Genomic DNA, 25,587 nt, shown 5'->3' on the forward strand with positions numbered 1-25,587 from the left:
GGCACGCCCGCTCCCACAGGAATCCAGCGGCCACAAGGAGCCTTGGCATGCGACCATTCGTCATCAAGCACATTGACCACCTCGTCCTGCGGGTCAGCGACCTGGAGCGCAGCGTCGCTTTCTACACCCAACTGCTCGGCTGCACGGTCAGCCGCGTGCGCGAAGACCTGGGAATGGTCCACCTGGCCACAGGCACGGCGATGATCGACCTGGTGACCCTGGACGGTCCCCTGGGTAAGCCTGGTGGAGCGGCGCCGGGGACCGAGGGGCGCAACCTCCACCATTTCTGCCTGCGCATCGAGCCGTTCGACGAGGCTGCACTTACGGCCTACCTGCAAGCTGCGGGGGTTGAAGTCGAACCTGCGGAAAAACGCTATGGCGCCGAAGGCGAGGGGCTGTCGCTGTACTGCTACGACCCCGATGGCAACCAGGTCGAGCTGAAAGGGCCGGTACCGGCAACGGAGGCTCCATGAGCAACCTGCACACCCGCGAGCACTGGATCGACACCGCCCAAGGCAAGCTCTTCGCCCAGGAATGGGCGCCGCTGCAGGCGCAGGGTGCGCCGATCGTCCTGCTGCACGATTCGCTGGGTTGCGTGGCCTTGTGGCGCGAGTTCCCGGCGCAGCTTGCGCAAACCACCGGGCACCGGGTAATCGCCTACGATCGCCTGGGCTTTGGCCGCTCCGACGCCCACCCCGGCAGCTTGCGCCTGGGCTTTGTCGAAGATGAGGCGCAGCAGGGGTTCACGGCGCTGCGCGAGCATTTTGGCATTGGCGATTTCATTGTCTTCGGCCACAGCGTTGGCGGCGGCATGGCCGTGGCCTGTGCGGCGGCCTTCGCCAGCCAGTGTGTGGGGCTGATTACCGAATCGGCGCAGGCGTTTGTCGAGGCCCGTACCCTTGAGGGCATTCGCGTGGCCGACCAGCAGTTTGCCGAACCCGGGCAGTTGCAACGGCTGGAGCGCTACCACGGCGGCAAGGCCGAGTGGGTATTGCGTGCCTGGGTGGACAACTGGTTGTCCGAGCACTTTGCCGATTGGAGCCTGGATGCGCTGCTGCCGCAGGTACGCTGCCCGCTGTTGAGCCTGCATGGCGACAACGACGAGTTCGGCTCGCCGGCACACCCCGAGCGGTTGGTGGCGCTGGCTGGCGGCCCGGGGTTGATGCGCCTGCTGCAAGGTTGTGGCCATGTGCCGCATCGGGAGCAGGCCGAGCGGGTACTGGAGGAAGTCCTGCAGTTCTTGCGCTGACCTTTCCCCAGGCTGACGCGGTCCTGCACGGATCGCGCAAGGCTCAAGTGGATATCCCGGCAAAGCCTATTATGCTTCAGTTACCTTGCTGCGATCCGAGGCGGCCTGCCTCGTCGTGCTTCGCATATCCAAAGCAAGCCCCCCAGGGCCTGGGTGCGATGGTGAAAAAGATTTGAGGTGCTCCCGGCCTGCATGACGACAAGACGGAGGCACCCCATGGCGGTTCTCGACAGCACATCCACGGGCAGCGCGCCCCAACGCGGTATCACCCGGGAGGAGCGCAAGGTCATCTTCGCCTCATCCCTGGGCACGGTATTCGAATGGTACGACTTCTACCTGTACGGCTCCCTGGCGGCGATCATCGCCAAGCACTTCTTTGCCGGGGTCAATGAAACCACCTCGTTCATCTTCGCCTTGCTGGCCTTTGCCGCCGGCTTTGCCGTGCGGCCATTCGGCGCCATCGTGTTCGGTCGCCTGGGCGACATGATCGGGCGCAAGTACACTTTCCTCATCACCATCGTCATCATGGGCTTGTCCACCGCTGTGGTGGGCCTGTTGCCCAGCTATGCCACGATCGGCGTGGCAGCGCCAATCATCCTCATCAGCCTGCGCCTGCTGCAGGGCCTGGCACTGGGTGGCGAGTACGGCGGTGCGGCCACCTACGTGGCCGAACATGCACCCAAGGGCCGGCGCGGCTTTTTCACTGCCTGGATCCAGACCACGGCCACCCTGGGGCTGTTCCTCTCGCTGCTGGTGATCATGGCTTGCCGCACGGCCATGGGTAACGAGGTGTTCGAGGCCTGGGGCTGGCGAGTGCCATTCCTGCTGTCGATACTGCTGCTGGCGATTTCGGTGTACATCCGCATGCAACTCAACGAGTCGCCGGTGTTCATGAAGATGAAGGCCGAGGGCAAGGCGTCCAAGGCGCCACTGACTGAGTCGTTCGCCCGCTGGGACAACCTCAAGGTGGTGGTCATGGCGCTGCTCGGTGGCACCGCCGGCCAGGCCGTGGTGTGGTACACCGGGCAGTTCTATGCGCTGTTCTTCCTGTTGCAGATGCTCAAGATCGAGCCGCAGACCGCCAACCTGCTGATTGCCGGTTCGCTTTTGATCGGCACACCGTTCTTCATCTTCTTCGGCAGCCTGTCCGACCGCATCGGCCGCAAGAAAATCATCATGGCCGGTTGCATCATCGCCGCGCTGACCTACTTCCCGATCTTCAAGGCACTGACCCAGTACGGCAACCCGGACGTGTTCGTCGCCCAGGAGCAGAACCCGGTGGTGGTGATGGCAGACCCTGCCCAGTGCGCGTTCCAGTTCGACCCGGTGGGCAAGGCCAAATTCACCAGTTCGTGCGATATCGCCAAGAGCCTGCTGGCCAAGCGGGCCATCCCCTATACCAACGAAGCGGCAGAACCTGGCAGCGTGGCGCAGATCCGCATTGGTGAACGGGTGCTGCCAAGCTTTGATGGACGCAGCCTGGCGGCAGCGGACTTCAAGGCACAGAGCGATGCCTTTACCGCGACCTTGACCGGGGCGTTGAAGGAAGCCGGCTACCCGGAAAAGGCCGACCCGGCGAAGATCCACTACCCGATGGTGCTGTTGCTGCTGACCATTCTGGTGATCTACGTGACCATGGTCTACGGGCCGATCGCGGCCTGGCTGGTGGAGCTATTCCCGGCACGCATCCGTTACACCTCGATGTCGCTGCCTTACCACATCGGCAACGGCTGGTTCGGCGGCTTCCTGCCGACCGTGGCGTTTGCCATGGTGGCGGCGACCGGGGATATCTATTACGGCTTGTGGTACCCGATCGTGATTGCAGTGATGACGGCGGTGCTGGGGATCTTCTTCCTGCCGGAGACCAAGGACCGCGATATCAACCACACTTGAAGGTTGAGGCTGACTGTACCGGCCTTTTCGCGGGCTTGCCCGCTCCCACAGGGATATCACTGTGCCCTGTGGGAGCGGGCAAGCCCGCGAAGAGGCCGGTACAGTCAGCCCATCAGTCGAAATAGCCACGCAACCCAAAGGCATACCCGGTATCCACCCCAGCAGCCTCGCCGCGGCTCCAGCGCTTCTTCAACACGAACTCGAACGCTGGCTCGTACAGCCCGTCCCGCACCAGTGCACCCGCCAGCACCTCCACGTCATACCAGCCATTGTCCAGCTCGATGATCGGCCGCCCCGGCACCTGGTAACGCGCCATCAGGTCACCCAGTGTCTTGGGCGTGAAGTGCTGCAGGATGCGCCAGGTGTACAGCATCAGCGCACCGTGCTCGACCTGCAGCACATAGCCATTGCGGCGGTGCTTCAGGCGGCTGCCGGGTTCGCGCAGGGCCGGGGTATGGTTGTCCAGGGTGAACAGGATGCGGTAGGGCAGGTTATCGACGCCGGCCAGTGGCAGCACGACCCCTTCGCGCACGGCCTGGTCGCCGCTGTCGCCGTGGGTGAAGGCATGGGCAAGGTCGTCGGGCAATTCATGTTGTTGCTTGAAGCGCTCGAGCAACTGGATATCGCCGAGCAGAAAGTAGTCGACCAGGTCGTTGAGCACTTCGCTGAATTCGTGGCGCATCTGTTTTCCTTGTTGGTGCGCGTGAGGGCAATGGCAAATGTAGCACTTCAGATTGGCTTCAGATTGCCCCCTGATACTGCCCCCAACACCTGACTTGAAAGGGGGACCGCCATGACTCAGGCAGACAGCGCCAGCCTGTTTCCACTGGCTATCGGCAGCCACGGCGAGCGGCTTGCCCGCATGACGCTGAAACGCCCGGGGGAGCCCGGGCGCGACGAGCTGGAACAGTTCATTCACGCCCGCTTTGCCTGTGCGCACCACGCCGACGTGCAGCACTACCTGCCCGAACTGCTCGGCCTGCATGACAGCCACGGGCGCCTGATGGCCGCCGCCGGCATACGCCTGGCCAGCAGTGGGCCGACCTTCCTCGAGCGTTACCTGGATGAGCCGCTGGAAGCGGCCGTGACCCGGCTGTCTGGCAGCTCGGTGAGCCGTGCACAGTTGGTCGAAGTGGGCAACCTGGCCGCGCTCAGCGCCGGCAGCGCGCGGATCATGATCATTGCCGTGACCTGGTTGCTGGCCGCCCGCGGTTTGCAGTGGGTGGCCTTCACCGGTGCCGCGACCCTGGTCAACAGCTTTCATCGCCTGGGCCTGGTGCCGACGGCGCTGGCTGTGGCCGACCCTGGCCGGCTGAACGGCGATGCCGACAGTTGGGGCAGTTACTACGCTCAGCACCCGCAAGTGTTCGTTGGCAACATCGGCTACGGCCATGCAGCCCTGGCCCGCGGCGGCGTTTTCGAGCGGCTGGGCTTGCCCGCGAGCGTGCAGGAGGCCGGCCATGCCGCGTGAATGCCAGCTGTTCAGGGAAGTGTTGCAACTGCATGCCCGCCACCGAGGGGCGCAACCGGCGTTGCTGGGCCTTGGCGGGCCGTTCACCTATCAACAATTGCTGGACGAGGTCGAGCAACGCCAGGCCTGGCTGAGCGCGCAGCCACCGGGCAGTTTCGCCCTGGCCCTGGAGAACGGTCCCGAGGCGCTGTTCTGGGACCTGGCTGCGCTATTCGCGGGGCGCCCCATCGTTATTCTGCCGGCGTTCTTCAGCAGCGCCCAGCGCCGCCACTGCCTGGCACAGAGCGGGGCGGTGCTGGCGCTGGCCGAAGAGGCTTTCGCTGACGACTTGCACGCCAGCGGCTTCACTGCCGGTGAGCGCTTCTGGAGCCGGCAGCCGCCAGCGGCCGCACCCTTGCCGCCGGGCACCGCGAAAGTCACCTACACCTCCGGCAGTACCGGTGCACCCAAGGGCGTATGCCTGAGCGCCGAGGCCATGCTGCGGGTAGCGCGTGAGCTGGAGGCTGCCAGCCGGCCCACGGCGCCCGGCAAGTACCTGGCGGTATTGCCTCTGGCGGTGCTGCTGGAAAACCTGGGCCTGTACGCGGCCCTGCTGGCCGGGGCGAGCATTGCCCTGTATCCGCAGGCGCAACTGGGTTTTCGCGGTGCCAGCCAGGTCGACTTCAAGCAATTGCTGGGCGCCATCGCCTTGAGTGGTGCCGAAAGCCTGATCCTGGTGCCGCAACTGCTGCTTGGGCTGGTCACCGCCATCGAGCGCGGCCTGATGCGGGTCGGCCCGTTGCGCTTCGTGGCGGTGGGCGGCGCGCGGGTGGCGCCGAGCCTGCTGGCCCGGGCCCAGGCCATCGGGCTACCGGTGTTCGAGGGCTATGGCTTGTCCGAATGCGCTTCGGTGGTATGCCTCAACCGCCCCGGGGCGCATCGTGCGGGCAGTGTCGGGCGGCCGCTGCCGCATGTGCAGGTGCGCATTGCCGAAGATGGCGAAGTGCAGGTGGCCGGTTCGGCGTTGCTCGGCTACCTGGGCGAACCACCCTTCAGCGAGCCGTGGTTGTCGACCGGTGACCTGGGCCACTTCGACAGCGACGGCTTCCTGTACCTGGCCGGGCGCAAGAAGCACCAGTACAGCACCAGCTTCGGGCGCAACGTCAACCCCGAATGGGTCGAGGCCGAACTGACCCAGGGCGGGGTGATCGCCCAGGCGTTCGTCCACGGCGAAGGCCTGGCACACAACCTGGCGTTGATCTGGCCGCTGGACCCGCAGGCTGACGACCACACCCTGGAACAGGCCATCCGCCAGGCCAATGCCGGCCTGCCGGATTATGCCCGGGTGCATGCCTGGCGGCGTCTGCCCGAACCTTTGAGCGCCGCCGGGCAAACCCTGACCGCCAACGGCCGGCCACGCCGCGAACAGATCCTGCGGTGTTACCAGTCCCTGTTATCCGACCTTCAATGATCTACGAGGTTTGCCATGCTTTTCTTCGACATGCTGCAGCAGGAAACCGCCGACGAGCGTACGGCATTGTTCAGTGTCCCGGTCATCCTCGACGCGCTGGCCGGCAAGGCCAGCCTCGAGGCCTATGTGGCCTTTCTCACCCAGGCCTACCACCACGTGCGGCACACCGTGCCATTGATGATGGCCTGCGGGGCCCGTTTGCCGGCGCGGCTTGAGTGGCTGCGCGGCGCAGTGTGCGAGTACATCGACGAGGAGTACGGCCATGAGCGCTGGATTCTCGATGACATCGCCGCCTGCGGTGGCGACCCGCACCAAGTGGTCGGCGGCCGGCCGGCACTGCCCATCGAGCTGATGGTGGCATTTCTCTACGACCAGATTGCCCGTGGCAACCCGGTCGGGCTGTTCGGCATGGTCAACGTGCTCGAAGGCACCAGCATTGCCCTGGCTACCCAGGCTGCCGGTACCCTGCAGAGCAGCCTAGGCCTGCCGGACAAGGCGTTCAGCTACCTGAGTTCCCACGGCGCCCTGGACCAGGACCACATGGCCACCTACCGTGGCCTGATGAACCGTCTGGACCAGCCCGAAGACCAGCAGGCGGTAATCCACGCTGCCAAAGTGGTGTATCGCCTGTATACCGCCATGTTCGAAGGGCTGCCGCGTACCGCGCATCAGGAGGTAAAGCATGCGCTTGCCTGATTGCGTGGCGGTGCTCACCGGTGCCAGCGGTGGCATCGGCCTGGAGTTGGCGGCCCAGCTATGCAGTGCCGGTGCTCGCGTACTGGCGGTCAGCCGGCAGCAGGGCAAGCTGACCGAACTGATGGCGCGCTACCCCGGGCAATTGCGCTGGCAGCAGGCCGACCTGCGCTGCGCCGAAGGCCGCCGTGACGTGCTGGAGGCAGCGCGGGCGATGGGTAGTTGCAACCTGTTGATCAACGCCGCCGGGGTCAACCGCTTCGCCTTGCTCGAACAGATGGACGAGGCCGCCCTCGACGAGTTGTTCGACCTCAACATCAAGGCCGCCGTGCAGCTCACCCGCCTGTGCCTGCCGCTGCTGCGCGCCCAGCCCAGTGCGCTGGTGGTGAACGTGGGGTCGATCTACGGCTCCATCGGCTACCCAGGCTATGCCACCTACTGCGCCAGCAAGTTTGCCTTGCGCGGGTTCTCCGAGGCATTGCGCCGCGAGCTTGCCGACACCTCGGTGAACGTGCTGTATGCCGCACCGCGCACTACCCGCACGACGATGAACAGTAGTGCCGCGCAGGCCCTTAATCAGGCGTTGAAGGTAGGCGTCGATGACCCGCAGGATGTCGCCCGGGCGGTGCTCGACGCGGTACAGGCCGAGCGCAGCGAACTGTACCTGGGTTGGCCGGAGAAACTCTTCGTGCGCCTTAACGGCATGCTGCCAGGCGTGGTCGACCGTGCCCTGCGCAAGCAATTGCCGCTGATCCGTCGCTACAGCAACTGGCACAGCAAGGAGTCGAGCAAATGAAACGTCTGATACTGGCCAGCCTGCTGGCCATCGCCCCGTTCACCTGGGCCCTCGACCAGAACGGTACCCAGCAACTCAACGCCATCCAGCAGCGCTGGGCGGTGGTTCGCTATAACCTGCCCGAAGCCCAGCGTGCCGGGGCATTCGAGGCCCTGGCGGCACAGTCGGCGGCGTTGGTGCGCCAGCATCCGGGCTCGGCCGAGCCGCTGATCTGGGACGGCATCGTCAACAGCAGCTGGGCCGGCGCCACCGGTGGGCTGGGCGCGTTGGGCAAGGTCAAGGCCGCCCGCGCCAGCCTGGAAAAGGCCCTGGCCATGGACCCCAAGGCGCTGCAAGGCTCGGCCTACACCAGCCTGGGCGCGCTGTACGACCAAGTGCCCGGCTGGCCATTGAGCTTCGGCGACCAGGCCAAGGCCGAGGCCATGCTGCGCCAGGCGCTGGCGATCAACCCGGACGGTATCGACAGCAACTATTTCTGGGCCGACCACCTGTACCGGCAAAACCGCTACGACGAAGCCCGCGCCGCCCTGCAAAAGGCGTTGCAGGCACCGCCCCGGCCCGGGAGAGAGTTGGCCGACCAGGGCCGGCGTGGTGAAATCGATGCTTTACTCAAAGCGATCAAGGACAAACAGGATTAAGCATGCGCTTGCTGTTGGTAGAAGACGACGCCGCGTTGGGGGAGGGGATTTGTGACGGCCTGCGCCGCGAGGGCTATACCCTCGACTGGTTGCAGGATGGCGCCAGTGCCTTGCATGCCCTGTGCCACGAAGAGTTCGACCTGGCCATCCTCGACCTGGGCTTGCCGCGCCTGGATGGCATCGAGTTACTGCGGCGCCTGCGTGCGGCCGAGAAGTGCTTGCCGGTGCTGGTGCTGACCGCCCGCGACGCCACCGAGGACCGCATCGCCGGGCTGGACGCCGGCGCCGACGACTACCTGGTCAAACCCTTCGACCTCAACGAACTCAAGGCCCGCTTGCGGGCCTTGCTGCGGCGCAGTAGCGGCCGCGCCCGGGTGCTGATAGAGCATGCGGGGGTGAGACTGGACCCGGTCAGCCAGCAGGTGCACTACCTGGGCCAGCCGGTGGTACTCACGCCCAAGGAATACCTGCTGCTGCACGAACTGCTGGCTCAGCCGGGCAAGGTGTTCACCCGCGAACGCTTGACCCAGTTGCTGTATGGCTGGGATGAAGAGCCGGAGAGCAACACCCTGGAAGTGAACATCTACCACCTGCGCAAGAAGCTGTTCAACGGCCTGATCCGCACCGTGCGCGGGATTGGCTACCTGGTGGAACGCAAGTCATGAGCTCGTTGCGCCAACGCACCTTGTGGCGGGTGATGCTGCTGTTGCTGGTCGGCAGCGGGTTGCTGGCGCTGTATAACTATCACGACAGCCGCCACGAAATTAACGAAGTGTACGATGCCCACCTGGCGCAGAACGCCCGGCTGCTGCAGGGCATCATGAGCCTGCCGGTGCAAGAGCAGAGCCGTGACGAGTTGTACCGCGCCTTCGACGAGGCCTTGAGCAAGGCCGGGCACCACAAGGTGGGGCACCGCTACGAAAGCAAGCTGGCCTTCCAGGTATGGGCCGACGACGGCGGGCTGCTGGTACACACGCCCAGCGCCCCGCAGCTGGGGCAGGCGCCGCGGGTGCCGGGTTTTGCCGACGTGGTGGTGGATGGGCGCCGTTGGCGCAGTTTTGTCTTGCCGGTGCCGGAAAAACACTGGGTGATCTGGGTGGGCGAGCGCAACGACGTGCGTGACGACCTGATCGAACGCATCGTGCAGCACACGCTGTTGCCATTCCTGTTCGGCAGCCTGGCCCTGGCCTTGCTGGTGTGGGCGGCCATAGGCTGGGGGCTGCGGCCGCTGCAGAACATGGCCAGGGTGATCCGCGCCCGCCACGCCGAGTCGCTCGAGCCGTTGCAGCTGGTGCCGTTGCCTAAGGAGCTGGAGCCGATGCAGGCGGCGATCAACCGCCTGCTCGGGCAGATCGACGACCTGCTGCGCCGCGAACACCGTTTCATCGCCGACGCTGCCCACGAGATGCGCACGCCCTTGGCCATCCTGCGCCTGCATGCGCAGAACGCCCTGAATGCAGACAGCGCTGCCGAGCGGGACAAGGCCCTGCAGTTCCTGATGGGCGGTGTCGACCGCCTTGCCCGGGTGGTCAACCAGCTGTTGACCCTGGCCCGCCTGGAGCCGCGACCAGGCCGGCGTGACTGGCCGCGGGTGGACCTGGAGGGCGTGGTGGCCGAGACCCTGGCAGAGCTTACCCCCTGGATACTGGAGCGCGGGCTGGAGCCTTCGCTGGACATCGCCGACGGCGACTACCATTTGCACACCGACGCTGGCGCGCTGGGTATTGCCTTGCAGAACCTGGTGGCCAATGCCGTGGACCATTCGCCTGCAGGCGGTCGCATCACCGTGACCCTGCAGCGCGAAGGCCAGGCCCTGCTGGTCAGCGTCGACGACGAAGGGCCGGGCATAGCGGTGGTTGACCAGCAGCGGGTGTTCGAGCGTTTCTACAGCAAGGGCTCGACCAACGGCGCCGGGCTGGGGTTGTCGATCGTCAGCACCATCATGACCCGCCTGGGTGGCAGCGTGCAGTTGCGCAACCAGACGCCACACGGATTGCGCGCGACCTTGCGCCTGCCCGTGGAGCCCTGAACGCTTGCTAGTGTTTCTGGGCGATCTGGATCAGGTTGCCGCAAGTGTCATCGAACACCGCTACGGTGACCGGCCCCATGGCAGTAGGCGGTTGGGTGAACTGCACGCCCGCTGCGCACAGCCGGGTATATTCGGCCTGGATGTCCCGCACGCCGAACGAGGTGGCGGGGATGCCGTCCTGCTTGAGCGCTGCCTTGTAGACCTTGGCGGCCGGGTGCGCGTCGGGCTCGAGCAGCAGCTCGACGCCGTTGGGGTCGTTGGGGGAGGTGAGCGTCAGCCAGCGGTGTCGGCCCATGGGGATGTCGTGCTTGGGCTCGAAACCGAGTACGTAGTGGTAGAAAGCCAGGGCTTTGGCCTGGTCGTCGACGAGGATGCTGGTGACTATGATCTTCATGAACGCACACCGTATGCCTGGAGTCGTTGAGTACCAGTAAAGACAATCAGCGGCATTTGGCCAGGGCACCGGGTTCACTGCTAACCCTGCAACGCGATCCGACAGCATTTCTCTTCACGGTCAAAGTTCCAGATGGGTTGGTGGCAATGGGGGGTTGTAGCGTTGATCGGGCGATACCACCCAAACCAAGGAGTAAACCCCATGCAAGAAGAACCCGTTAACAAGCCAGACGACACGCTCGACCACGAACAGCTGGAAAATGCAGAACCGCAGGCAACGTTGTCCCGGCGCAAGCGCGGTATAGGGCCAGTAGTCGGCATGCCCTGCAGGCCAGGGTACAAGCTGATTGGTGATGACTGTGTAATCGCCAATATCGATTTCGAGTGAAGCAAAGGGGGGGGGCGCATCGCGCCCCTCGTAAAAACCTGCTCAAGCCATAGGTAAATCCTTCATCACCCGGCCCCCACCCAGCCGCTGCCGAGGGTAAAGTGACAGGCATGATCCCAGCGCGCCCAGACCGGCGTCAGAGAGGTGCCCGTGGCGGCCTACACATTGCGACAACTCAAGTACTTCGTCACCACCGTCGAGGCCGGCAGCGTGGCCGAGGCTTCACGCCAGCTGTACATTGCCCAGCCGTCCATCTCCACGGCCATCAAGAGCCTGGAAGAAAGCTTCGGCGTGCAGCTGTTCATCCGCCACCACGCCCAGGGTGTGTCTCTGACGCCCAGCGGCAAGCGCTTCTATGCCAAGACCAAGTCGCTGCTGCAGATGGCCCACGAGTTCGAGCAGAACGCCCTGGCCGACAACGACACCGTGGCCGGGCAAATCGACATCGGCTGCTTCGAAACCGTGGCACCGCTGTACCTGCCGCGCCTGATCGCCGGCTTTCGCCAGCGTTACCCGGGGGTGGATATCCGCCTGCGCGACGGCGAGCAGCAGGACCTGATCCAGGGTCTGACTGCCGGTACCTTCGACCTGGCGTTCCTCTACGACCATGACCTGGACGGCACCATCGAGGCCGAGCCGCTGATGCCGCCGCAGAAGCCCTATGTGCTGCTCCCCGAGAACCACCGCTTCGCCGGGCAGGCCCAGGTGTCGCTGCGCGATCTGTGCCCGGAGCCGATGATCCTGCTGGACGTTGCCCCCAGCCGTACCTACTTCGTCAGCCTGTTCAACGAAATGGGCCTGACGCCCAATATCGTCTTCAGTTCGCCGTCGATCGAGATGGTACGCGGCATGGTCGGGCAGGGCTTTGGCTTTTCGCTGCTGGTGACGCGGCCGCATTCGGAGTACACCTACGACGGGCAACGTCTGGCCATGCTGGATATCGCCGAGCCAGTGGCGCTGTCAGGGCTGGCGGCGGCGTGGTTGAAACGGGTGCAACTGACCAAGCCGGCGCAGTTGTTCGTCGAGTTTTGCCGGGAAGAACTGGCCAAGTTCTGAAACGGGCACGCCATGCATCCTCCTGCCGAGGCATGGCGTGCCTGCTGATCAGGGGTTGACCTGATAGCCGCGACCTTGCAGGCAGCCGGCGTAGGCACTGGCATGAGCCTGGGCTTTCGCTTCGTCCTGGCCGCGCCGGTCCTGACGGCGGTCCTGACGCTGGCGCATGCCACCAACCGCAGCACCGGCGGCGGCCACTTCGCCGGCGCGGTTCTGTCGGTATTGCTCCTTGGCATCGTCACCGACCCGGTCATACAGCTCGTCGTGCTGGTTGCCGCGCACCTGCGCGCCTGCCGCACCGGCAACCGCGCCGGCGGCGGCACCGCGTACCCGGCCACCGACATGGGGGTCGCTGGAGGTCGCGGCACTGTTCGCGGCATTGGTCGCGACAGTATTGCAATCATTGATATCCAGTTGCATCTGCTGGCTGCTCTGGCCCTTGAGCGGCACCACCGACTGCGCCTGGGCTGCCGATGCCGCGCACAGCAGCACCAGCAGGCAACTCCACGTGAACGTACGCATGGCAAACCTCCAGCGGGTGGGGATCCCGTTTCACAGGATAGTTCTCTTTGCTGCCGATGATGGCAGTTTTGCCGGGATGGTCTAAACCGGATATCAAACGTGGTTCGCCTGCGTATCACGGCGTGAATCCGGGCTACCTGTGGAAACCCCATGAGCCAGAGCCAGCAACTGATCATCTGTGAGTACTGTGACACGGTGTACCACCGTGCGCCGCTGCTCAAGCACCAGCGCGCCGTTTGCCAGCGCTGTGGCGGCGTACTGTACCGGCATACCTCGCTGACGGTGCAGCAACGCCTGGCCCTGAGTGTGACGGGTGGCATCCTGCTGGTGTTCGCCAACGCCTACCCGGTGATGACCATCGGCATGCAAGGGCTCACCCATTCCGCGACATTATGGGACTCGGTACAGATCCTCAGCCACGGCAGCATCACCTTCATCGCCCTGGTCATGGCCCTGTCGATCATCTTTGCGCCGGTGCTGCAGATTACCCTCTTGTGCTGGGTGTTGGGTTTCGCCCTGGCCGGCCAGCGCGCACCCGGTTTTGCCCTGTGCATGCGCAGCCTGGAGGGCCTGCGGCCTTGGAGCATGCTGGAGGTGTGCCTGCTGGGGGCGATGGTGGCGGTGATCAAGCTGGCGGGGTTTCTCGATGTGATACCTGGCATCGGCCTGCTGGCGCTGGCCGCGCTGAGCATGCTGATCATCCATATCGCCGGCAAGGACATCCGCGGCCTTTGGGAGCAGGTATGAATACCCCGGCCAACGCCGACGACCTGGGCCTGTGCCTGTGCCATGGCTGCGGTCAGGCCTGCGAACTGGGCAGCGACAAGCACACCTGCGAGCGCTGTGGTGCCGCCATCCACCGGCGCAAGGCCAATGCCATCAGCCGTGGCTGGGCGTTTCTGCTGGCGGCGCTGGTTTTCTACATTCCCGCCAACCTGTTGCCAGTGATGCACACCGAAATGCTCGGCAGTGGCAGCGAAAGCACCATCGGCGGCGGCGTGCTGGAGTTCTGGGAGGCAGGGGCCTGGGACATCGCGCTGATCATCTTCATTGCCAGCGTGGGTGTGCCGGCCATCAAGTTCTTCTCGCTCGGCCTGTTGCTGTTCACCGCCCAGCGCGGTTCTACCTGGGCCTGCCGGCAGCGCTCGCAGCTGTACCGTTTCGTCGAGCTTATCGGCTACTGGTCGATGCTCGATGTGATGGTGGTGGCGCTGGTGGCGGCGCTGGTGCAACTGCGCGGGCTGGGCACCATCGAGCCGCGGGTGGGCATCCTGTTTTTCGGCATGGTGGTGGTACTGACCATGTTTTCTGCGATGAGCTTCGATCCACGCCTGATCTGGGATAGCCGTACCAACGAGGGAGGCCGCATTGATGGTTCAACAGACTGACAAGCGCGATGGCGCGGGGCAGGTTGAAGTGCGCACCCGGCGCTGGAGCGTGTCGCTGGTATGGATCGTGCCGATACTGGCGATCCTGATCGGCGCTTCGCTGGTGGTGCGCAACTGGATGCAGCAGGGCCCGGTCATCGCCATTTCCTTCCACACCGGGGAAGGGCTGGTGGCGCACAAGACCCAGGTCAAGTACCGCAGCGTGGTGATCGGCGAAGTCACCACGGTGGACCTGGCCGACGACAAGAAGAGCGTGGTCGCCAAGGTCCAGCTGTCCAACGACGCCCGTGCCTTCGCCACCCAGGGGGCGCGCTTCTGGGTGGTGCGGCCACGCATTGGCGTGGGCGGCGTGTCCGGCGTGGACACGCTGCTGTCGGGCAGTTTCATCGGGGCGGATTCCGGCGAATCGAAAGTGCCGGAAAAGTCCTTTGTCGGCCTGGAGCTGCCACCGCCGATCACCTACGACGAAAAGGGCAAGCGCTTTGTCCTGACCGCAAGTGACCTGGGCTCGCTGGATATTGGCTCGTCGATCTACTACCGCAAGATCCCGGTGGGCGAAGTGGTGTCCTTTGCCCTGCAGGGCGATGGCAAGGGCGTGGAGATCGGCGTGTTCGTGCAGGCCCCTTACGACAGCTTCGTCACCGTCGATACCCGCTTCTGGAACGCCAGTGGCGTCGACATGCAGATCGGTGCCAACGGCCTGAAGATCGATACCGAATCACTGTCATCGATCCTGGTGGGCGGGTTGGCCTTTGGCTCGCCCGACTTCGCCCCGCAAGCCGAGGCTGCTGCCGACCAGGCGCACTTCCAGCTGTTTGCCGACCGCGATACCGCCCTGGCACCGCCCAGTGGCCAGGCCCAGTACCTGCAGTTGCGCTTCGACCAGGCCATGCGCGGCTTGTCGGTAGGCGCCCCAGTGGAGTTCAAGGGGGTCGAGTTTGGCCGAGTCACATCGGTGCAGCTCGACTATGATGCCACCCGCCAGACCTTCCCGGTGGTGGTCGAAGCGGTGATCTACCCGCAGCGGCTGGGGCCGGTACACCGCAAGATGCTGTCTGTGTTCAAGCATTCCGAAGGTGACATGGACGGCGCGCGACGGTTGATCGGCACCTTCGTCGAGCACGGCCTGCGGGCCCAGGCGCGCAGCGGCAACCTGATCACCGGGCAGATGTTCATCTCCCTGGACTTCTACCCGGATGCCCCCAAGGTGACCTTCGACAAGACCGCAGACCCTATCATCATCCCCACATTGCCCGGCAGCCTGGAGCAGCTCCAGGAACAGCTGCAGCGGGTGGTGGAGCGCATCAGCAAACTGCCGCTGGAGAGCATCGCCAGCAACCTGGACGGCAGCCTGCGAGAGCTGCGTGCCAGCCTCAAGCAGTTCAATGGCCAGACGCTGCCGGAGGTGAAGGTGGCACTGGACGAAGTGCACAAGACTCTGCGCACGGCCAATTCGGCCATTTCCGAGGACTCGCCGCAGCGCGAGCGGATGGGGGAAACCCTGGACGAACTGGAGCGCATGTCGCGTTCGCTGCGAGACCTTGCCGATTACCTGGGGCGGCACCCCGAATCACTGATACGCGGCCGGCCGAAAGCGGCCACTGCCGCCGAGCTGGAACCCTGAGGAGACAGCCGATGCTTCGACTGCGCAATGTATGTGGCGCCGGCCTGCTGGCAGTGCTGTTGGGCTGCAGCAGTACCCCGAACAACTATCACACGCTGGTACCGAGCGAGCCTGTACGCGACGGTGGCCAGCGCATCCAGGTGGCGAGGGTGGTCGTGCCGCCGCAAGTGGACCGCCCGCAGTTGGTGGTGCGGCAAGGGCAGAGCGGCCTGGCCATCCTCGAGACGGAGTGGTGGGGCGCCAACCTGGTGGATGAGTTTCGCAGCGCCTTGCAGGACCAGTTGGGCGGGCCGGTGGGTGGCGGCAAGGTGTTGTTGCGCGTGGACGTGCAGCGCTTCGATACCGTGCCGGGGCGCTACGCCTCGCTGGAGGCGGTATGGCGTCTGACGCGCTCGGGGGAGGCCGAACTGACCTGCCGTACCTCGCTACAGACGCCCGCAGACAACAGCATCGCCAGCCTGGTCAATGCCCACCAGGCCAATCTGCGCAAACTGGCCGAGGCGGTGCGGGTGAGTGCCCGTCAGGGCAGCTGTTCTGCATCCTGAGCGTCTCGCGCTCCTGCAGGGTGATCAGTTCAGGCGTCCAGCATTCTGTTTCTTGCCACTGCTGACCGTTTCCTGTCCCCGCTCGGTTTTGTCCATTGGCAACTGGTCGAAGTCGCGCAGGCCATCCTTGCGGTACGGGTCGCCGATCCAGCGCGGCGCCACCAGAAACTGCGGGCTCACCAGGCTCTTGGCCGGCTCGTAACGGTCGTAGCTCAGCCCGGCCAGGTCGGACAGGGTATGGATCAGGTGCGAGCTGCTGTAGGGGCGATCGGCCATCGCCTGCAAGTCGCGCGGGTGCTCGGCCTGCCAGCTTGGCGAAGTCCACAGCAAGAACGGGATGGTGTACATCGGCCGGGTCGGCGCGCCTTCGTTGCGCCCCAGGCGGTCGTGGTTGCCAGAGCTGTACACATCTTCGCCATGGTCGGACAGGTACAGCAGGAAACCATTGGGGGAACTGGCCGAGTAACGCTTGATCAGGCTAGACACCACGTAGTCGTTGTAGCGCACCGCGTTGTCGTAGAAGTTGTAGGTTTGCACCTGGTCGTCGGTCAGCTTGCCGGGCACCCCCTGGCGGTCGTTGAAGTGCGCGTAGTCGTTCGGGTAGCGGTAGCGATAGTCCATGTGCGTACCCAGCAGGTGCACGATGATGAACTTGTTTGGCGCCGGGTCCTGCAGTGCCTTCTCGAACGGCGACAGCACCACGTCGTCGTATTGGCTGGCATTCTGGTTGCGCTGGTTGTTCAGGTAGACCGGCGCGTCCGTCTGCTGCGAGAAGGTGGTCAGCATGGTGTTGCGCTTGGTCATGGTCTGCTGGTTGGTGATCCAGAAGGTCTTGTAGCCGGCCTGTTTCATCAGGTTGATCAGCGACGGGTCGGTGAGGAAACGGTCCGGGTTCTGCTCGTCGCCGAAAGTGAGGATCTGCTGCATCACTTCGATGGTATACGGGCGTGGCGACACCACGTTGCGGAACACCGTCAGGCCCTTGTCGCTGGCGGCCAGCGCATCGAGGTTGGGCGTGGTGTCGCGGTTGTAGCCATACAGGTGCATGTGTTCGCGAGTGGTGGATTCGCCCAGCACCAGCACCAGCGTGCGTGGCGCTGCACCGCTGCTGTCACGCAGGTTCTGCAGGGGCGGCAGCGCGGCGTTCTTGGCCAGCAGCTCTTGCATGTTGTCCAGTTGCTGGCGGTACTGGCGGTAGCCGACCAGCAGTTGCCAGGGCACGGCGGGCTCCATGCGTTGCTGCACTTTCTCCGCCGCGTCGGCGAAGCTGCGCTCTTGGGTGACCATCTGCTTGTAGAACGGGTACACCAGGTTGGCCAGCAGCAACAGGGCGACCACCGGCAGGCGGCTGCGCAGTGGCAGGCTGACCGGGCGCACGCGCTTCCACAGCAGCACCGCCCCCAGCGTGTACAACAGCAATGCCAGGCCCAGCCAGGCGCTGAAGTACTGGCTGAAGTACTCACCGGCCTCGGCGGTGTTGGACTCGAACATCACGAAAATGACGCTTTGCGAGAACTCCTGGCGATAGATGCCGAAGTAGCTCAGGCCCACAAGTGAAGCGGCCCACAACACCAGGCCGATGACCGCTGCCGTGGCGCGAGTGAAACGCGGCAGCAGCAGTACCGGGGCCAGCCACAGGCTGCTGAGGAAGAATGCATCGCGAAAACCGGCGAACCCGGTGGTACCGCTGAACAGCAGCAACGCCTGGGTCACCCCCGAGAAGTACCAGAAGAACAGCAAAAGCCAGCCCAGGCCGGCCCAATCCACGCGCTTGGGCGAGGAGGGGGATGGAGTGTGTGACACGTATGCCTCGTCGTACTTGGCGGCCAGCGGATGTGCTCGTGGCCGGAAAGGGCGTGACGCTAATCTGCCGAGCGTGAAAATAACGTCAACGAGACGCTGGCCCAGGCAAGGTATGATGTATTCAGCCAAACCGGACTGACAGGTCGAGTGAGAATGAACCGTCGCAAGAAGATCAAGCAGCTACTGCAGGCGCACGCCAAGAAGGCCAGTGCCAAGCTGGCGCCGCGCAAGCCCAAGTACATTTGCAAGGCCGACCGTTTCAAGATGGAGGCCGAGGCTGCGGGGGATACCCCCACCTGACTGGCTGGCGCGGACCTTGTAGGAGCGGCCTTGTGTCGCGATCGGGCCGCAGAGCGGCCCCCTGGTTCCAGCATTACGGCAACCAATGCTGGGGCTGCTGCGCAGCCCTTTCGCGACACAAGGCCGCTCCCACATCGAGCGTGCCAACTGCGGATCAACGATCAACGGCGATAGTAGCGGTAGTCATCGTTGTAGCGGTGGTGCATGGCCCGCTCATGGCGGTGCTCCCAGTCGCGGCGCCGTTCCCAGTCGCGTCGGCGTTCCCAGTCTCGCCGGCGCTCCCAATCACGGCGGGCCTGCTCGCGGCGCCACTGTTCGCGGCGCCAGTCGCTGCGGTGGTCATGCCAGCGGTCGTCATCGTGGGCCAGCAACGTGGCTGGCTGTTCATCGGCCACACTGGCCACCCTGGACCAGGGGTTGCCGGCAGGCTGCAACGGTGATTGAACCGCCGGGGCAGCCACTGCGGGCGCCTTCATCTGTGTTGCCGATGCCGTGCCCATCGCCGCGAACGAGAACAGGCCGAGCAGCATCAACCTTGCGACATGTATTTTCATGAGCGAAGCCAACCTCTGATAACAATTGAGCCATCAGGCCAGCAGGTGTCGGGCGAACCTAGTCTCGCGTTCCGTTTCCTTTCTGTGCCTCCCACATAGACCGGTAAACGGGAAAAAGTTCGCAGCGGCAACAACTTGTAGACCTTCAGCGCTTCAAAAAAGGGCACCTTGCGCCTATGGCGACACAAAACAAGCTGTACCTGTGGCAGCGGCGCTCATTTACCATGGCGGTTGTTTTTGCCCATTACCAAGGAAACCCGCCATGAGCGCCCCCCAGTTTCGCACCCCCACAGCCGCCGATGCCGAACGCTGCTATGCCATCGAAATCGGTGCCTACGAAGGCGACGAGGCGGCCACGCTGGAGAAGATCCGCACCCGCATCGCGCAGTATCCGCAGGGCTTCCTGGTGCTTGAAAACGCGGGCGAGATCGTCGGTTTCATCAACAGCGGCTGTGCCCACGAAGTGGTGATGTCCGATGAGGCATTCAAGGAGTTGGTCGGGCACGACCCGGCGGCGCCAAACGTGGTGATCATGTCGGTGGTGGTTGACCCGGCGCATCAGGGCAAAGGCTACGCCAAGCAGTTGATGGATGAATTCATCGCACGCATGAAGGCGGCGGGCAAGCTGACCATCCACTTGATGTGCAAGGAGCAGCATGTGGCCCTGTACCAGAAGCTGGGGTATCAGTACGTGAAACCGTCGCCGTCGGACCACGGCGGCATGGCCTGGCATGAGATGCTCATGGTCCTCTGATTTCGCAAGACACGGCAGCGTTGCCGGCGATGGGCCGCCAAGGCGGCCCTGAATGGTTGCTTATTCGCCGCTGACCAGCTGGCGTGCCAACTGGTTGTGGCGCTCCAGCACCCGTGGCAGGTCGACCGTGGCCAGCTGGCCGTCCTTCACCACCACACGGCCATTGATGACACTGGTGTGCACCTGGGTCGGGGTGCAGAACACCAGCGCCGCCAACGGGTCGTGGTGGCCACCGGCATAGGCCACATGGCCGAGGTCGAAGGCGACGAAATCGGCCACCATGCCTGGCGCCAGTGCGCCGATGTCATTGCGGTTGAGCACCTTGGCGCCGCCGAGCGTTGCAATTTCCAGCGCCTCGCGCGCAGTCATCGCGTCGGGGCCAAAGCCAACCCGTTGCAGCAGCAAGGCCTGGCGCACTTCACCGATCATGCTGGCGCCGTCGTTGGATGCCGAACCGTCGACCCCAAGGCCCACCGGCACCCCGTGGTCGCGCATCTTGCGCACCGGGGCGATGCCCGAGGCCAGGCGCATGTTCGAGCATGGGCAGTGGGCGACACCCGTGCCGGTGCGGGCGAACAGCTCGATGCCATGCTGGTCGAGTTGCACGCAGTGGGCGTGCCACACGTCGTGGCCGACCCAGCCGAGGTCTTCGGCATATTCGGCGGGGGTCATGCCGAACTTCTCGCGGCTGTAGGCGATGTCGTTGACGTTCTCGGCCAGGTGGGTGTGCAACGACACCCCGTATTGGCGCGCCAGAACGGCGGCTTCGCGCATCAGGTCGCGGCTGACCGAGAACGGCGAGCAGGGCGCCACCACGATGCGGCGCATCGAGCCGTGGCTGGCGTCGTGATAGTCCTCGATCAGGCGCTGGGATTCCTTGAGGATGTCGGCTTCCTTTTCCACCACCGAATCAGGCGGCAGCCCGCCCTGGCTGCGGCCCACGCTCATGCTGCCGCGCGCGGCGTGGAAGCGCATGCCGATCTCGTCGGCGGCATGGATGCTGTCGTCGAGCTTGCAGCCGTTGGGGTAGATGTACAGGTGGTCGCTGGAGGTGGTGCAGCCGGACAGGATCAGTTCGGCCATGGCGGTCTGGGTCGACACCGCGATCATCTCGGGGGTCAGGCGTGCCCAGATCGGGTACAGGTTGGTCAGCCAGTTGAACAGTTCGCCGTCCTGGGCCGCTGGCACCACGCGGGTGAGGCTCTGGTACATGTGGTGGTGAGTGTTGACCAGGCCCGGGATGACCACCTTGCCGGACATGTCCAGCACCACGTCGGCCTGCTGTGGCAGGGTATCGCTGGGGCCGACCTGACGGATCAGGTTGCCTTCGATGAACATTCCGCCGTTCTTGATCTCGCGGCGTTCGCCGTCCATGGTGACCAGAAGTTCGGCGTTTTTGACCAGTAGCGTTCTTGGAGCATTTGTAGATGACATGGCTTAAGCCTGTCGCAATACGCATCGGCGATTACCGATGTCATAGGCGCATGGCATTGTAAGCAAGGTTTTTGCGGATTGTATACAGGGCTGATGGTCCTGTGCCGACCTCTTCGCGGGTAAACCCGCTCCCTCAGGTACTACACAGAATTCAAGCACTGTGCAGTACCTGTGGGAGCGGGTTTACCCGCGAAGAGGCCAGTACAGGCTACCTCGATGTCAGATCAAACCGCGCCACGGCTCGCGACCCCATCCACCAACCGCGCAATCCCCAGCGGGTTGGCACTTTTCAGCGCCTCCGGCAGCAGCGCATCCGGGTAGTTCTGGAAGCACACCGGGCGCAGGAAGCGGTCGATGGCCAAGGTACCGACCGAAGTGCCTCGGGCATCGGAGGTGGCCGGGTATGGCCCGCCATGCACCATCGCGTCCGATACCTCTACGCCGGTCGGGTAGCCGTTCAGCAGCAGGCGCCCGGCCTTGCGCTCCAGCAGCGGCACCAGCGCAGCAAAGGCACGCAGGTCGTCCGGTTCGGCAATCAGGGTGGCCGTCAGCTGGCCTTGCAGGTGGCGCAGCGCTTCGGCCAGTTGCTGGGCATCGGCCACTTCCACCACCACGGTGGTCGGGCCGAACACTTCTTCCTGCAGCAGCGGGTCGCTGTCCAGCAGCAGGCTCACGTCCGCCTTGAACAGCTGCGGCTGGGCCTGCTTGCCGGCTTGTGGCTGCCCGGCCAGGTGCTGGATGCCAGGGTGCGCCAGCAGGTGCTGCACACCGCTCTGGTAGCTGCGCAGGGTGCCGGCGTTGAGCATGGTCTGCGGCGCCTGGTCGGCCATGCGCGCCACCAGCGTGTGCACGAAGCGTTCGAACTGCGGCGACTTGATGCCCACCACCAGGCCCGGGTTGGTGCAGAACTGCCCGCAACCCAGCACTACCGAGGCGGCCAGTTCGCCGGCTACCTGCTCGCCACGGGCCTGCAGGGCCTGGGGCAGGACAATTACCGGGTTGATGCTGCTCATTTCGGCGAACACCGGGATCGGCTGCGGGCGCGCAGCCGCCATGTCGCACAGGGCGCGACCACCACGCAGCGACCCGGTGAAGCCGACCGCCTGGATGGCCGGGTGCTTGACCAGTACTTCACCCACGCCGGCGCCATAGATCATGTTGAACACACCTGCTGGCATGCCGCTGCCGGCCACCGCGCGGTCAATGGCCGCGGCCACGTGGGCAGCGGTCAGCATGTGCCCGCTGTGGGCCTTGAACACCACCGGGCAGCCGGCCGCCAGCGCCGAGGCGGTATCACCGCCGGCGGTGGAGAAGGCCAGCGGGAAGTTGCTGGCACCGAATACGGCCACCGGGCCGACGCCGATGCGGTACTGGCGCAGGTCCGGGCGTGGCAGCGGGGTGCGCTCGGGCTGCGCACGGTCGATGCGCGCACCGAGGAAATCGCCACGGCGCACCACATCGGCGAACAGGCGCAGCTGGTTGCTGGTGCGGGCACGCTCACCGCGGATGCGTGCCTCAGGTAGAGCGGTTTCGCGCATCACATGCTGGACGAAGTCATCGCCCAGTGCGTCCAGTTCGTTGGCGATGGCGTCGAGGAAGGCGGCGCGCTGTGCCGGGCTGGTGCTGCGGTAGGCCGGGTAGGCAGCCTCGGCGGCCTGTACGGCGGCATCGACTTCGTCGCTGGTCGCCTGGTGGAAGGCATATGGCAGAGGCTCGCCGGTGTGGGCGTCGACGCTGTTCAGCAGCACTTCACCGTTGCCGCTGAGCTGGCCGGCGATGTGGTTCAGGCGATGTTCGATGGACATTTCGTTTCCCGTTGGCAATGACAGTCGATGGGCTGGGACTGTAGGGGGCGAAACGCATGCTGAATAATGATTAATGCGGATCAGGTGATAACAGATCGTTATCGCAACGGCCTTCTTCAAAAGTTTCTATCGTATGCACGGCCCCCTGTAGGAGCGGGTTCACCCGCGAAGCAGGCGACTCGGTGTATGGCACCGGCTTCGCCGGTATTCGCGGGTAAACCCGCTCCCACAGGGACCGCGCAAATGCTCGACAGCGCGTAAGTCACTCGGCCATCTGCAACTCCGGCAGCTTCACCCTGAACGCGCGGGTAAGCCCCAGTAGCACCACAAGGCCCATGCCCATCCAGCACAAACCGATGGTGAACGACAGGCTGGTAAGGCTGCTCCACAGCCACAACGTGCTGAGAAAGCCCAGGCCGGGAATGGCGCCATACAGCAAGTAGTTGCGACCACCACGCAGCTTCTGGTCGATGAGGTAGTGCTTGACCACGGCCAGGTTCACCGCCGAGAAGGCGAACAGCGCGCCAAAGCTGATCATGTTGGCCACCGTGTCGAGGCTGATCACCAAGGCAATCAGCGACAGCAGGCTGACCAGCAGGATGGCCGTGGCCGGTACGCGCTTTTTCGTCACCAGCTGGCCGAACGCGCGGGGCAACGCACCGTCGCGGCCCATGGCGAACAGCACTCGCGACACGCTGGCCTGGGACACCATGGCCGAGGCGAAGCAGCCGGCCACGTAGGTGGCGGTGAAGGCGGTCACCAGCAGTTCGCCGCCGACCCGGCGCATCACGTCCACCGACGCCGAGTCCGGGTCGGCGAAGCTGCCCCAGTCAGGGAACACCATCTGTGCGCAGTACGACACCACCAGGAACAACATGCCGCCGATCAGCGACACGGCGAGGATCGCCACGGGAATGCGGTAGGTGGGGTTGCTGGTTTCCTCGGCCATGGTCGAGACCGCATCGAAGCCCAGGAACGACAGGCACAGCACGGCGGCGCCGGTCATGATCAACGGCACGCTGAAGCCTTCGTGGTGGAACGGCGCCAGCAGCGACACCGGCTGCGCCTGCCCGCTGAGGTTGTGGATGGACAGGGCGACGAACACGACGATGAACACCAGTTGCACCACCACCAGTATCCAGTTCACCCGGGTGATCGACTCGATGCCGATCAGGTTGAGGAAGGTGACCAGGGCAATGGAGCCCGCCACCCACACCCAGGCGTGGATGGCTGGGAAGTACTCCGACATGTAGATGCCGATCAGCAGGTAGCTGAGCAGCGGCAGGAAGATGTAGTCGAGCAGCAGGGTCCAGCCGGCGATGAAGCCGATGTGGCTGCCGAAGGCCTTGCGGGTGTAGGTGTAGACCGAGCCGGAGTAGGGGTGGGCCTGGACCATGCGGCCGTAGCTGTAGGCGGTCAGCAGCATGGCGGCGAGGGTCAGCAGGTAGGCGATGGGCAGGTGCCCCTTGGTCATCTGGGTGACCAGCCCATAGGTGGTGAATACTGCAAGTGGGACCATGTAGGCCAGGCCGAACAGCACCAGGGCGGGCAGCCCCATGGACTTGCGGAAACGGCCGTTACTGGCGGTGGGTTGCGACGGGCTATGTGCAGGGCTATGGGCTGTACTTGTTGTTGTATGCATTGCTAACTCCTGGAAAGGGATGCAGGACGCCGCGGTATGCGAGCGGGCTCGATACCGGTGGGTGTTGTGCAAGGAGGTCGAGCGGGTGGCTCGCAGCGCTGGGGCGGGTTGATGCTCCCACACCCCGCCGGTACCCGGAATCACCCTTTGGGGTGAGCCGGCAGGGGGCTTTGCCTGCTCACCCCAAAGGGTGATTTCGGTGTTTGCAGTGCCATGGGAGTATCTGGCCAACGACGCACCGCACTGGCGGCGGTGCCTTTACTTGAGACGGCAGGCCCAAAGTGACTGATCAATTGCTTTCGCAACAGTGGTTCGAGCACCAGGCCAAGGTCACCGAGGCAATCGGCCGACCGGGCTTTGCCGCCACCCTGTTTGCTGCGCTTGGCGTGATCCGGCCGATCCAGGCGACCACGGTGTACCTGTACCCGCACGACGGCATGCCCTGCGCGCTGTTCGAGCAGGACGACAAGGCGCCCTGGCAGCCCGAGGGCAATGTCAGCCGCTACCTGTCCGGCTTCTATCTGCTCGACCCGTTCTACGGCGCCTGTGTGGAGCAGGTCGAGTCCGGTTGCTACGGCCTGTTCGAAGTGGCGCCCGACCACTTCGAGGTCAGCGAGTACTACCAGTCGTTCTACCGGCACTCGCACCTGGAGGATGAGCTCAACTACATCCTGCAGGTCGCGCCCGGGCAGAGCCTGGCAGTATCGCTGGCGTTCACCGACAAGCTCGATGGGCAAACCCGTGCGTTGTTCGCGCGTATCACGCCCTGGGTGCTGGCGGTGCTCAGCAAGCATTTCGCCGGGCTGGACAGCCGCGCCGGGCGCTTCGAGAACATCCTCGAGCAGCGCATCCACGCGGCGCTTAACAACTTCGGCAGCTCGCTGCTGACCGAGCGTGAATGCCGTATCGCCCAGTTGATCCTGCGTGGCCACTCGACCAAGTCGCTGGCCGAGCGCCTGGGGGTGTCGGAGGACACCATCAAGTCACACCGCAAGAACGTCTACGCCAAGCTCGACATCGGTACCCAGTCCGAGCTGTTCTCCCTGTTCATCGACGCGCTGGCCAATGCCCAGGGCGTGCTGGGCAAGGACCCGCTGGAAAGCTACATGGGCAAGCTGCGCTGAGCGCAAGCCACCCTGCAACCCCACCGCAAAGGAAAA

Annotated in this window: 27 protein-coding genes; 19 read left to right on the forward strand and 8 right to left on the reverse strand. The window is 64.6% G+C overall.

Annotated elements, in window-relative coordinates; all coding sequences use genetic code 11:
* Positions 1-47: 47 nt before the first annotated feature.
* The 3 genes from NY023_RS11030 to NY023_RS11040 all read left to right on the forward strand — a co-directional run bounded on the left by NY023_RS11030 (position 48) and on the right by NY023_RS11040 (position 3,142).
* Positions 48-473, forward strand: coding sequence for a VOC family protein (locus tag NY023_RS11030; protein ID WP_013972075.1), 426 nt, complete (start codon positions 48-50; stop codon positions 471-473).
* Positions 470-1,249, forward strand: a complete 780-nt coding sequence (locus tag NY023_RS11035) for an alpha/beta fold hydrolase (protein ID WP_013972076.1) — start codon at positions 470-472, stop codon at positions 1,247-1,249. Before NY023_RS11030 ends, NY023_RS11035 begins: the two co-directional genes overlap by 4 nt.
* 216 nt (positions 1,250-1,465) lie before the next feature.
* Entirely contained in the window at positions 1,466-3,142 is a 1,677-nt protein-coding gene (locus NY023_RS11040) for an MFS transporter (RefSeq protein ID WP_013972077.1), read from the forward strand.
* 112 nt (positions 3,143-3,254) lie between these two features.
* Here NY023_RS11040 and NY023_RS11045 read toward each other — a convergent pair whose 3' ends face one another.
* Entirely contained in the window at positions 3,255-3,824 is a 570-nt protein-coding gene (locus tag NY023_RS11045) for a hypothetical protein (protein ID WP_013972078.1), read from the reverse strand.
* A 111-nt stretch (positions 3,825-3,935) separates the two neighbouring features.
* Here NY023_RS11045 and NY023_RS11050 point away from each other — a divergent pair, with 111 nt between their 5' ends.
* Genes NY023_RS11050 through NY023_RS11080 form a run of 7 tightly spaced genes read left to right on the forward strand, consistent with a single transcriptional unit; the run spans position 3,936 to position 10,219 of the window.
* Positions 3,936-4,613, forward strand: coding sequence for a thermostable hemolysin (locus tag NY023_RS11050; protein WP_003259304.1), 678 nt, complete (start codon positions 3,936-3,938; stop codon positions 4,611-4,613).
* Entirely contained in the window at positions 4,603-6,063 is a 1,461-nt protein-coding gene (locus tag NY023_RS11055) for an AMP-binding protein (RefSeq protein WP_013972079.1), read from the forward strand. Before NY023_RS11050 ends, NY023_RS11055 begins: the two co-directional genes overlap by 11 nt.
* 15 nt (positions 6,064-6,078) lie before the next feature.
* The gene (locus NY023_RS11060) at positions 6,079-6,759 is read left to right on the forward strand and encodes a TenA family transcriptional regulator (protein WP_013972080.1); all 681 of its coding nucleotides are present in this window, start codon (positions 6,079-6,081) and stop codon (positions 6,757-6,759) included.
* Positions 6,746-7,552 (forward strand): SDR family oxidoreductase, encoded by an 807-nt coding sequence (locus NY023_RS11065; protein WP_013972081.1) that lies wholly within the window; start codon positions 6,746-6,748, stop codon positions 7,550-7,552. Before NY023_RS11060 ends, NY023_RS11065 begins: the two co-directional genes overlap by 14 nt.
* Positions 7,549-8,190 (forward strand): tetratricopeptide repeat protein, encoded by a 642-nt coding sequence (locus NY023_RS11070; RefSeq protein ID WP_013972082.1) that lies wholly within the window; start codon positions 7,549-7,551, stop codon positions 8,188-8,190. The genes NY023_RS11065 and NY023_RS11070 overlap by 4 nt, the downstream gene beginning before the upstream one ends.
* Before the next feature lie 2 nt (positions 8,191-8,192).
* Complete coding sequence (locus tag NY023_RS11075) at positions 8,193-8,855, forward strand: response regulator (protein WP_013972083.1); 663 nt, start codon at positions 8,193-8,195, stop codon at positions 8,853-8,855.
* Complete coding sequence (locus tag NY023_RS11080) at positions 8,852-10,219, forward strand: sensor histidine kinase (protein ID WP_013972084.1); 1,368 nt, start codon at positions 8,852-8,854, stop codon at positions 10,217-10,219. The genes NY023_RS11075 and NY023_RS11080 overlap by 4 nt, the downstream gene beginning before the upstream one ends.
* A gap of 7 nt (positions 10,220-10,226) precedes the next feature.
* Here the strand turns inward: NY023_RS11080 and NY023_RS11085 are convergent, their stop codons facing one another.
* Positions 10,227-10,613, reverse strand: a complete 387-nt coding sequence (locus NY023_RS11085; protein WP_013972085.1) for a VOC family protein — start codon at positions 10,611-10,613, stop codon at positions 10,227-10,229.
* Positions 10,614-10,814: 201 nt separating this feature from the next.
* Here NY023_RS11085 and NY023_RS11090 point away from each other — a divergent pair, with 201 nt between their 5' ends.
* Positions 10,815-11,000: a hypothetical protein gene (locus NY023_RS11090; protein ID WP_023663548.1), complete on the forward strand. Its 186-nt coding sequence runs from the start codon at positions 10,815-10,817 to the stop codon at positions 10,998-11,000.
* Between the two features lie 150 nt (positions 11,001-11,150).
* Complete coding sequence (locus NY023_RS11095; protein WP_013972086.1) at positions 11,151-12,056, forward strand: LysR family transcriptional regulator; 906 nt, start codon at positions 11,151-11,153, stop codon at positions 12,054-12,056.
* 48 nt (positions 12,057-12,104) lie between these two features.
* Here NY023_RS11095 and NY023_RS11100 read toward each other — a convergent pair whose 3' ends face one another.
* Entirely contained in the window at positions 12,105-12,578 is a 474-nt protein-coding gene (locus NY023_RS11100) for a YMGG-like glycine zipper-containing protein (protein WP_003259312.1), read from the reverse strand.
* Positions 12,579-12,728: 150 nt separating this feature from the next.
* Between NY023_RS11100 and NY023_RS11105 the strand changes: the two genes are divergently transcribed.
* From NY023_RS11105 to NY023_RS11120, 4 genes are read left to right on the forward strand one after another with little or no spacing between them, the layout of a single operon-like run.
* A complete protein-coding gene (locus tag NY023_RS11105; RefSeq protein WP_013972087.1) occupies positions 12,729-13,325 on the forward strand; it encodes a paraquat-inducible protein A in 597 nt (198 codons plus the stop codon).
* A complete protein-coding gene (locus NY023_RS11110; RefSeq protein ID WP_013972088.1) occupies positions 13,322-13,966 on the forward strand; it encodes a paraquat-inducible protein A in 645 nt (214 codons plus the stop codon). Before NY023_RS11105 ends, NY023_RS11110 begins: the two co-directional genes overlap by 4 nt.
* Positions 13,950-15,590 carry an intermembrane transport protein PqiB gene (locus NY023_RS11115; RefSeq protein WP_013972089.1) on the forward strand — a complete coding sequence of 547 codons (1,641 nt, stop codon included), beginning with the start codon at positions 13,950-13,952 and terminating at the stop codon, positions 15,588-15,590. Before NY023_RS11110 ends, NY023_RS11115 begins: the two co-directional genes overlap by 17 nt.
* A gap of 11 nt (positions 15,591-15,601) precedes the next feature.
* On the forward strand, positions 15,602-16,135 hold the full coding sequence (locus NY023_RS11120; RefSeq protein ID WP_013972090.1) for a membrane integrity-associated transporter subunit PqiC: 534 nt from the start codon (positions 15,602-15,604) through the stop codon (positions 16,133-16,135).
* A gap of 24 nt (positions 16,136-16,159) precedes the next feature.
* Here NY023_RS11120 and NY023_RS11125 read toward each other — a convergent pair whose 3' ends face one another.
* Positions 16,160-17,938: a phosphoethanolamine transferase CptA gene (locus tag NY023_RS11125; RefSeq protein ID WP_080563760.1), complete on the reverse strand. Its 1,779-nt coding sequence runs from the start codon at positions 17,936-17,938 to the stop codon at positions 16,160-16,162.
* Positions 17,939-18,091: 153 nt separating this feature from the next.
* On the opposite strand from NY023_RS11125, the gene NY023_RS11130 reads away from it, so the two are divergent.
* Complete coding sequence (locus NY023_RS11130) at positions 18,092-18,238, forward strand: DUF2986 domain-containing protein (RefSeq protein WP_013972092.1); 147 nt, start codon at positions 18,092-18,094, stop codon at positions 18,236-18,238.
* Positions 18,239-18,399: 161 nt separating this feature from the next.
* Here NY023_RS11130 and NY023_RS11135 read toward each other — a convergent pair whose 3' ends face one another.
* A complete protein-coding gene (locus NY023_RS11135; RefSeq protein WP_013972093.1) occupies positions 18,400-18,768 on the reverse strand; it encodes a hypothetical protein in 369 nt (122 codons plus the stop codon).
* Between the two features lie 286 nt (positions 18,769-19,054).
* Between NY023_RS11135 and NY023_RS11140 the strand changes: the two genes are divergently transcribed.
* Positions 19,055-19,546 (forward strand): GNAT family N-acetyltransferase, encoded by a 492-nt coding sequence (locus NY023_RS11140; RefSeq protein ID WP_013972094.1) that lies wholly within the window; start codon positions 19,055-19,057, stop codon positions 19,544-19,546.
* Positions 19,547-19,606: 60 nt separating this feature from the next.
* On the opposite strand, the gene NY023_RS11145 is transcribed toward NY023_RS11140, so the two are convergent.
* From NY023_RS11145 to NY023_RS11155, 3 genes are all read right to left on the reverse strand, one after another.
* A complete protein-coding gene (locus tag NY023_RS11145; protein ID WP_013972095.1) occupies positions 19,607-20,980 on the reverse strand; it encodes an 8-oxoguanine deaminase in 1,374 nt (457 codons plus the stop codon).
* A gap of 224 nt (positions 20,981-21,204) precedes the next feature.
* Complete coding sequence (locus NY023_RS11150) at positions 21,205-22,785, reverse strand: aldehyde dehydrogenase (NADP(+)) (protein WP_013972096.1); 1,581 nt, start codon at positions 22,783-22,785, stop codon at positions 21,205-21,207.
* Between the two features lie 262 nt (positions 22,786-23,047).
* A complete protein-coding gene (locus NY023_RS11155; protein ID WP_024086793.1) occupies positions 23,048-24,427 on the reverse strand; it encodes an APC family permease in 1,380 nt (459 codons plus the stop codon).
* Between the two features lie 281 nt (positions 24,428-24,708).
* Between NY023_RS11155 and NY023_RS11160 the strand changes: the two genes are divergently transcribed.
* The gene (locus NY023_RS11160) at positions 24,709-25,551 is read left to right on the forward strand and encodes a helix-turn-helix domain-containing protein (RefSeq protein ID WP_013972098.1); all 843 of its coding nucleotides are present in this window, start codon (positions 24,709-24,711) and stop codon (positions 25,549-25,551) included.
* Positions 25,552-25,587: the final 36 nt, after the last annotated feature.

This window comes from Pseudomonas sp. NBB, assembly GCF_032701105.1.
In the GTDB taxonomy this organism is placed as follows: domain Bacteria; phylum Pseudomonadota; class Gammaproteobacteria; order Pseudomonadales; family Pseudomonadaceae; genus Aquipseudomonas; species Aquipseudomonas asiatica.

Bases quoted from the DNA above. Each gene is read 5' to 3' on its own strand.
- NY023_RS11070 (WP_013972082.1), top strand. From the start codon at position 7,549: ATGAAACGTCTGATACTGGCCAGCCTGCTGGCCATCGCCCCGTTCACC.
- NY023_RS11050 (WP_003259304.1), top strand. From the start codon at position 3,936: ATGACTCAGGCAGACAGCGCCAGCCTGTTTCCACTGGCTATCGGCAGC.
- NY023_RS11055 (WP_013972079.1), top strand. From the start codon at position 4,603: ATGCCGCGTGAATGCCAGCTGTTCAGGGAAGTGTTGCAACTGCATGCC.
- NY023_RS11090 (WP_023663548.1), top strand. From the start codon at position 10,815: ATGCAAGAAGAACCCGTTAACAAGCCAGACGACACGCTCGACCACGAA.
- NY023_RS11105 (WP_013972087.1), top strand. From the start codon at position 12,729: ATGAGCCAGAGCCAGCAACTGATCATCTGTGAGTACTGTGACACGGTG.
- NY023_RS11150 (WP_013972096.1), bottom strand. From the start codon at position 22,785: ATGTCCATCGAACATCGCCTGAACCACATCGCCGGCCAGCTCAGCGGC.
- NY023_RS11135 (WP_013972093.1), bottom strand. From the start codon at position 18,768: ATGCTGCTCGGCCTGTTCTCGTTCGCGGCGATGGGCACGGCATCGGCA.
- NY023_RS11075 (WP_013972083.1), top strand. From the start codon at position 8,193: ATGCGCTTGCTGTTGGTAGAAGACGACGCCGCGTTGGGGGAGGGGATT.
- NY023_RS11115 (WP_013972089.1), top strand. From the start codon at position 13,950: ATGGTTCAACAGACTGACAAGCGCGATGGCGCGGGGCAGGTTGAAGTG.
- NY023_RS11030 (WP_013972075.1), top strand. From the start codon at position 48: ATGCGACCATTCGTCATCAAGCACATTGACCACCTCGTCCTGCGGGTC.
- NY023_RS11110 (WP_013972088.1), top strand. From the start codon at position 13,322: ATGAATACCCCGGCCAACGCCGACGACCTGGGCCTGTGCCTGTGCCAT.
- NY023_RS11140 (WP_013972094.1), top strand. From the start codon at position 19,055: ATGAGCGCCCCCCAGTTTCGCACCCCCACAGCCGCCGATGCCGAACGC.
- NY023_RS11065 (WP_013972081.1), top strand. From the start codon at position 6,746: ATGCGCTTGCCTGATTGCGTGGCGGTGCTCACCGGTGCCAGCGGTGGC.
- NY023_RS11080 (WP_013972084.1), top strand. From the start codon at position 8,852: ATGAGCTCGTTGCGCCAACGCACCTTGTGGCGGGTGATGCTGCTGTTG.
- NY023_RS11040 (WP_013972077.1), top strand. From the start codon at position 1,466: ATGGCGGTTCTCGACAGCACATCCACGGGCAGCGCGCCCCAACGCGGT.
- NY023_RS11120 (WP_013972090.1), top strand. From the start codon at position 15,602: ATGCTTCGACTGCGCAATGTATGTGGCGCCGGCCTGCTGGCAGTGCTG.
- NY023_RS11155 (WP_024086793.1), bottom strand. From the start codon at position 24,427: ATGCATACAACAACAAGTACAGCCCATAGCCCTGCACATAGCCCGTCG.
- NY023_RS11100 (WP_003259312.1), bottom strand. From the start codon at position 12,578: ATGCGTACGTTCACGTGGAGTTGCCTGCTGGTGCTGCTGTGCGCGGCA.
- NY023_RS11085 (WP_013972085.1), bottom strand. From the start codon at position 10,613: ATGAAGATCATAGTCACCAGCATCCTCGTCGACGACCAGGCCAAAGCC.
- NY023_RS11060 (WP_013972080.1), top strand. From the start codon at position 6,079: ATGCTTTTCTTCGACATGCTGCAGCAGGAAACCGCCGACGAGCGTACG.
- NY023_RS11035 (WP_013972076.1), top strand. From the start codon at position 470: ATGAGCAACCTGCACACCCGCGAGCACTGGATCGACACCGCCCAAGGC.
- NY023_RS11130 (WP_013972092.1), top strand. From the start codon at position 18,092: ATGAACCGTCGCAAGAAGATCAAGCAGCTACTGCAGGCGCACGCCAAG.
- NY023_RS11145 (WP_013972095.1), bottom strand. From the start codon at position 20,980: ATGTCATCTACAAATGCTCCAAGAACGCTACTGGTCAAAAACGCCGAA.
- NY023_RS11045 (WP_013972078.1), bottom strand. From the start codon at position 3,824: ATGCGCCACGAATTCAGCGAAGTGCTCAACGACCTGGTCGACTACTTT.